A 6,009-nucleotide genomic window follows, 5' to 3' on the forward strand; every position below is an offset into this window, starting at 1 on the left:
TCCGCCGGCCGCAAGCCGGGCCTGTCCTTGCGGACAGTGCGTCGAACGATGCAGGACATGATCAATCGTCTGGGCGCCGAAAGTCGCTTCCAGACAGGGGCCCACGCCGTGCGGAAGGGGGCGCGGCGCCGACTCCGCGCTGCACCCCCTCGCCTGCTCCACCCCGTGCCGCTACTTCCAGCGCATCCCGAGCTCGGTGAGCTGTGCGGCACGGTCGGTGGGGATGTCGGCGCGTCTGCTGCGGCTGTTGGCCACGAACAGCCCGAGGCCGACCTCCACCGTGCTCCCGTCGTCCAGCACCAACGGCTCCTTGTGCTTGCGCGGCACGTTCAGGTGTCTTTCCCAAGCCCGGGAACTGCGCGGCCGCAGCCACGTTCCGCAGCTCCTTCTCCGCGTGCGACACCTTCCCCGCCGGCCGCGTCGTGCGAGCGCAGCGCCATGAGCAGCTTGGCCGGCTCCTCGTACGCCTTCGAGGTCAGCAGCTCACCAAGGAATCACCGCCCACCCGACTTGCCCATCACCCGGCCAGGGCAGGCCCGGCCCGGCCGGCCGGCCGGCCGCGGGAGTCTCAGCTTGACTCCGAAGCTTCCATAGATCGTCAAGCTGTAGGAGACGACCCGGGTGTGCCACTGAATGCGCTGGTGAGGTGGTGGTAGACCTCTCGCGCGACGAAGCGCTTGAGGCATCTGAAGATGTCCTTCGTCTTGAGTCCTTCGCGGGTGCGTCGTGCGACGTAGTCGCGGGTGCGCGGGTCGTGACGCATGCGGACCAGCACGATCGTGTGCAGTGCGCGGTCGGCCTGGCGGTCTCCGTGCGGCACCGCCGCGCGTCGCCGCCACGATGCCGTAGCCGGGTGCCAGGTGCGGCCCGGCTCCGTCGGTACCGTCTCCGGGCACGACCGACCCAAGGCTGTGACTGTGACTGCACGGACGCCGGGCCAGGTAGGCTGACCGCCCGTTCCGGCGAGCGTGGGGCAGGGGAGGTGCATCCGTCGGCGGAACGGCCCCCGGTCCTTCCCGAACCGCTCGTGCCGGAGGAGGGCAACGGTCCCTTTCGAACATGACCGCGTGTCCAGGATCGGGGATCAGTCCGTGCGCGGGGGCCATGGGCCGGCGATCAGCCGCTCGGCCTCCGTGACGATTGCGTCGGCGATCTCCTTGCGTGGGCTGCGCTCGTTCGCCTCCCAGCCGTTGACCAGGCCGACCAGTGGCTTCAGTGCCTTGGGCCGGGCCAGCACACCCCAACCGTCGTACGCGATCACGCCACCACCGGCTGCGGGTGCCATGCTTCCGTTCACGATCAGCCTGAGCCACCAGCGGACAAGCTCCCAGCGGGCGGACTCCCACGGAAGGTCCGTGTCGTCGGCGGGAAGACCCGAGACGAGACCCAGTTCGGTGAGCACCTGCTCGAAGAGCACGCAGGCCTGCCCGTATTCGTCGTGCGGCAGGCCGGCGAGCAGTGGTAGAGACGGCGCCTCCACATCGAGCACCAGCGCCACCAGCCCGGCCTGGACCAACTGGTCGTCGTGGACCTGGCGCCCGATCAGACGCTCCAGCGCCAGCATCCGCAGGTGCTCGATCGCCTCCGCCGGGGTCGTGGCGTAGGGATCGTGCGGCGTGGCGAACGCGGTCTCGGGGCAGCCCTCGACGATGTACGACCAGAAGCCGACCGTCGCACGAACCCGGGAATGCCCACTCGACCGACTGGTGAACTCACGCTGGATGTAGCCGGAGAGATCGTCCCCGTAATAGATGATGTCGGTCTGGTGGACCGAGAGCACCGGATGACCCCACTCACCTGCCGTTCCGGGCAAGTAGCGGTGGCTGTAGACCGGGACCAGCTGCGGGACGGTCGCCAGTTCGGTTCGTGCGATCCGTAGCGCGTCCGACGTCTCGGCGGGCCTCGCGCCCCAGGCCGGGTACCAGAATCCGCTGTGCTTGACATCGAACAGCACACCCTCGACCGGCCAGGAGAGGCGCTCCCGCAGATCCTCGGGGTCACCATGGCGCCAGTCCGGCCAGCTCGGCGATCCGTGCGGGAGTCCGGCGGACAGGAAGACCCGGTGGTCCGCCGAGAAGCGGAAGCCGAACCGGCCCTCGACCTCATCGAGTTCCTGCTCGCTGAGACCCGGCCCGATCTCGGCACGGAGGAGACCCTGGAGGTCCTTGGCGGCTTCGAGGGTCAGCGGTCGGGGCGACGGATGGATCATTCCGGCAGCGTAGTGGCCCGATGAGACTGCGAGCATGGCATTTCCTCGGCCACCCACATCGAGGGATCTGTGGGTCGTCCGGAGGGAGTCGGCACTCGGGGCATCCGCACCACCGCTCGGACAGTCTGAGGTTCAGCCGCCGGATACTCAGTGGTTGCCTCCAGGGAAGTGGTGTACGGGTTCCACCCGTTCCAGGGGTTTCGTCCCGGTAGCGGATGTCGTCTGGAAACGTGAGACGGCCACCGGTTGATCCTTCGAGATGTCTGACGTCACGAAGAGGAGACCGACACGATGACCGCACCTGACAGTGCGCCGTTCGCCGCCCTGCTGGAGGAGAACCCTGCCTCGGCGAGTCCCGATCTGTTGCGGGCGATGGTGAAGACCTTCGCGGAGGCGATGATGTCCGCCGATGTCGACCGGGCCTGCGGCGGCGAGTACGGCCGCCCGGGCGAGGACCGCGTCAACTCCCCCAACGGATACCGTCATCGGGACTGGGACACTCCCCCAGCCTTCGGCCGGGGGTACCCCCGGCGCTGGCACGATCGACCTGGCAATCCCGCGGGTCCGCTCCGGCTCGTACTTCCACAGCCGGCTGCTGGAGCGCCGCCGCCGGGCCGAGCAGGCCCTCGTCAGCGTCGTCGCCACCTGTTACCTGCTCGGCGTCTCGACCAGGCGGGTGGAGAAGCTCGCCGAGAGCCTGGGCGTCACCCAGCTCTCGAAGTCCCAGGTGTCCGAGATGGCCAAACACCTGGACGAGCGGGTCGCCGAGTTCCGTGACCGTCCCCTCGACCAGGGCCCTTACACGTTCGTGCGGGTCGACCCGCTGACCCGGAAGGTCCGCGAGGACCTGCTCGCCTTCGCCGCCTTCCCCGGAACGGTCCGGAAGTCGATCTGGTCGAACAACCCGCAGGAGCGGCTGAACAAGGAGATCCGTCGCCGCACCGACGTCGTCGGGATCTTCCCCGACCGCAGCTCGGCCATCCGCCTGATCGGCGCCGTCCTGGCCGAGCAGGGCGACGAACGGGCCGAACAGCGCCGCTGCATCGGCGCCGAGAGCCTCGGCCGCTGCCGCCTCCACGTGATCGAGGGAGAAACCCCCGACGAGACCATCCCGACCGCGCTCACTGCCCAACCTGAAACTGGATCACCGAGTGGCCGTCGATCCACCACTCCAACGGACATGACCGACGCAGGGGCACCCGTGAAGTGGTACCAGTCCGCACCAACATTTCTGCCGGCAGGGCCGAGCGCGTCAGTCGTCGCTCTCACCGTTGCTCTCGAACCACGAGCCGATGTTGTTCCACATGAAGGGATCTCTCCAGCTGGGATCGCCCTTCGCCCAGCCGAGCATGGCGGCAACCACCCTGTCACGGGAGACGGTCCGCGTCTGGTAGTGCTCGGCCGGCACTCCGTCCCGGTGTTCAAGCTGGAACGTGTTGTCCTCACGTATCCAGACCTGGACGTACCAGTCGCCAGGCCCCTCCTCGACGCGCTCCAGGATCAAGGTGCCGCCCCGGTGAAGGTCGGCCACCGTCGCGCTGATCACCGACTGCGACGGGCGTACGGCCAGCTCGACTGCGCCTTTTCTCATCACAAGCATCCCGCGATCATCGCCCAGACCTCCGACAACCCGCGGTTCGGAAGAAGTCACGGCGCCTGCCGAGAGCATCCTGCCTGCCGGTGGCGCTCAGCAGAACCAGCGACCGCCCAGGGCCCAGGCACCCTGGGTGGCACCGTCCTGAGTCTGTTCAGCCGGGGCGGGCGTTCAGTCGGGTGTGGAGTACGCCGGTGACGGGGCTGCACCGACGGGGCCGGAGCGGGGGTCAGACAGGAGTAGTACGCGTTGGCGGTGTGCCAGGCGGTATGCCGGCGGCGGCCGGGGAGGCAAACCGGTCAACGCTGCGGACAGCCTGGCGGTACCTCGCCGTCCTCGGCCGGCCGCAGGGCACACCTCCCTGCTCCCCCCAGCCCGCGGGAGCACGAACGGATCCTGCAGCGGTCATCTCGACCGCCTCACGGCGAAATCGAACGGCGGCACGACGTCATGCCGTGTGACGATAACCGCAGCCCGCCGAGGTGAGTGGGGGACGAAGGAACGGCAGATGCGGTACGTCAACCTCAACGCGAGGCTGGGCGAGCTGACAGGGGTCATCAGCCCGATCAACTACCTGGAACGGCTTCCCTCGTTCGTCGAGACCCTGCCGGTCGGGGCCCGTTCGTTCGCGGCCGACACGGACCACTACGACTTCCACGGCAAACGATGCGTGAAAGACCTGAACCTCGAACTCGTCCGGTTCGGCGGCCCGGGCAACCACGAGAGCAACGAGATCGAACTCCGCTTCCGGCACAACTGCTGGAAGCACGAGGAAGACCTGGTCATCCGTTACACGGGTGTCTCCGCCTTCGACGTCGACGCTCCCGACGGTCCCGAGTGGACGAACCTCGAAACCGTGGTCCTGGACGAGATCCTGCCGCACGAACACGGATGCACCCACGAGATCGCGTTCCGTCCGGGCACGCTCACCGTGACCTGCCGCGACCTGACGGCCACCTGGGTGGACACCGACTGCCCGGAGATGTCGCCGTAGTCTGCCGCTGTGGCGTGACACAGGCGCACGGCTGCGGAAGGGTCAGCACGGGCGGGCGGGTTGCCACGGGTGGCCTCCTGCGCGGTGAGCGGATGCAGGGGCGCGGCCGGAGCGGGTGGGGGTGCGGGCGGGGATCCTGTGCTCCGGGCGGGGTCACTGGCTGGGCAGGCGGGGGATGGTTCCGGACCGGCCGCGGGTCCGGCAACGCCGCACCGTGCTCCCGCCGTCGTCGTCGTTGTGCGTGGTCCGGCCCCAGCCCTGGCACTCCGGGCAGATGCGGTGACCGACCAGCCGCAGGACCACGTCGAGGGACTCCGGGGAGCAGTGGCCGGCCTTGAGGAGAGCCGCGGCACCGTCGCGTCGGCGGGGCTGCGATGCCTCTCCGACTACGCATGGCGGCTGCTCGCCGTCGCGGGGGCGGCCTATCTGGTGCTGATCGTCCTGGGGAAGTTCCACCTGATCACGCCGGCGGCCTTCCTCACGGTGCTGGTCGCCTCGCTGGTGGCGCTGGCCGCCCGCGGGCGGGTAATCGGCGTGGGCGTGGTGGTGGGGGCGCGGAGGGCTGGTCGGTGTACGCCGAGCTACGAGCCTCACGGCGCCCGGGAGAAGCAGCGCTCTGACATCGGCGCCCGCTCCATGCACGCTCGTCCCGGGCCGCGTTCGCCGCGCCCCGCCTTCGTACACGGCCACGGGCGCACGGCGACGCGGCTCCGCTGGAACGCGGCGGCGGGGTCGTGCGAGGTGGTTGCCGGGCGTTTTGAGACCGTGGTCACGGAACGCACCGTGGTGTGCCGTCGACGCACTGCCGCACTGGGGCCTTCGGGCCGGTGAGGGTGCTCACACGGCAGGGGCGGCTACGACGGCGCGTCGTAGGTGTTCACCGCGCCGGCCGTCCGGGGTGGCGGGGGTGCCTGTGGGCGGCGGCCGGACCGGCCGCCGGGCGGTGCGGCGGGGCGGTGCGGCGGGCCCGCGGGGACGGTGCCGCGACCGCACCGGGTTACCGCCGGGGGGTGTATTCCCGGCCCGGGACGCCCGGCTCCACTACGACGGCGGGTCGTAGCAGGGGGGCCTTGGCGGCGGGCGGGCGCTCTGGCAGCTTTGGCCGAGTCGAAGCCGCACCGGCACCTGTCCCGCCGGGTGCGGCTCCACGCCGAGTCCCGCCCGACCCTGCGGCCCCTGTCCGGCCGCGGATCGTGACGGGAGGGACTCCGG

The 6,009-nt window shown here is 69.9% G+C and carries 5 protein-coding genes and 1 pseudogene; 3 read left to right on the plus strand and 3 right to left on the minus strand.

Features of this window, described 5'->3' with window-relative positions:
• Positions 1–171: 171 nt before the first annotated feature.
• Together SNE206_RS27205 and SNE206_RS27210 are read right to left on the minus strand one after the other, a co-directional pair.
• Positions 172–327, minus strand: a complete 156-nt coding sequence (locus SNE206_RS27205; protein WP_407916138.1) for a hypothetical protein — start codon at positions 325–327, stop codon at positions 172–174.
• Between the two features lie 757 nt (positions 328–1,084).
• Positions 1,085–2,209: a hypothetical protein gene (locus tag SNE206_RS27210; protein ID WP_407916139.1), complete on the minus strand. Its 1,125-nt coding sequence runs from the start codon at positions 2,207–2,209 to the stop codon at positions 1,085–1,087.
• Positions 2,210–2,500: 291 nt separating this feature from the next.
• Between SNE206_RS27210 and SNE206_RS27215 the strand changes: the two are divergent.
• A pseudogene (locus tag SNE206_RS27215) lies at positions 2,501–3,350 on the plus strand (transposase); the annotation flags it as partial.
• 111 nt (positions 3,351–3,461) lie between these two features.
• Here the strand turns inward: SNE206_RS27215 and SNE206_RS27220 are convergent.
• Complete coding sequence (locus tag SNE206_RS27220) at positions 3,462–3,800, minus strand: hypothetical protein (protein ID WP_407916144.1); 339 nt, start codon at positions 3,798–3,800, stop codon at positions 3,462–3,464.
• 511 nt (positions 3,801–4,311) lie between these two features.
• Here SNE206_RS27220 and SNE206_RS27225 point away from each other — a divergent pair.
• Positions 4,312–4,797 carry a hypothetical protein gene (locus SNE206_RS27225; protein WP_407916140.1) on the plus strand — a complete coding sequence of 162 codons (486 nt, stop codon included), beginning with the start codon at positions 4,312–4,314 and terminating at the stop codon, positions 4,795–4,797.
• A 279-nt stretch (positions 4,798–5,076) separates the two neighbouring features.
• Positions 5,077–5,628: a hypothetical protein gene (locus tag SNE206_RS27230; RefSeq protein ID WP_407916141.1), complete on the plus strand. Its 552-nt coding sequence runs from the start codon at positions 5,077–5,079 to the stop codon at positions 5,626–5,628.
• Positions 5,629–6,009: the final 381 nt, after the last annotated feature.

It is taken from the genome of Kitasatospora sp. NE20-6 (assembly GCF_045862635.1).

Bases quoted from the DNA above. Each gene is read 5' to 3' on its own strand.
- SNE206_RS27210 (WP_407916139.1), bottom strand. From the start codon at position 2,209: ATGATCCATCCGTCGCCCCGACCGCTGACCCTCGAAGCCGCCAAGGAC.
- SNE206_RS27220 (WP_407916144.1), bottom strand. From the start codon at position 3,800: ATGAGAAAAGGCGCAGTCGAGCTGGCCGTACGCCCGTCGCAGTCGGTG.
- SNE206_RS27225 (WP_407916140.1), top strand. From the start codon at position 4,312: ATGCGGTACGTCAACCTCAACGCGAGGCTGGGCGAGCTGACAGGGGTC.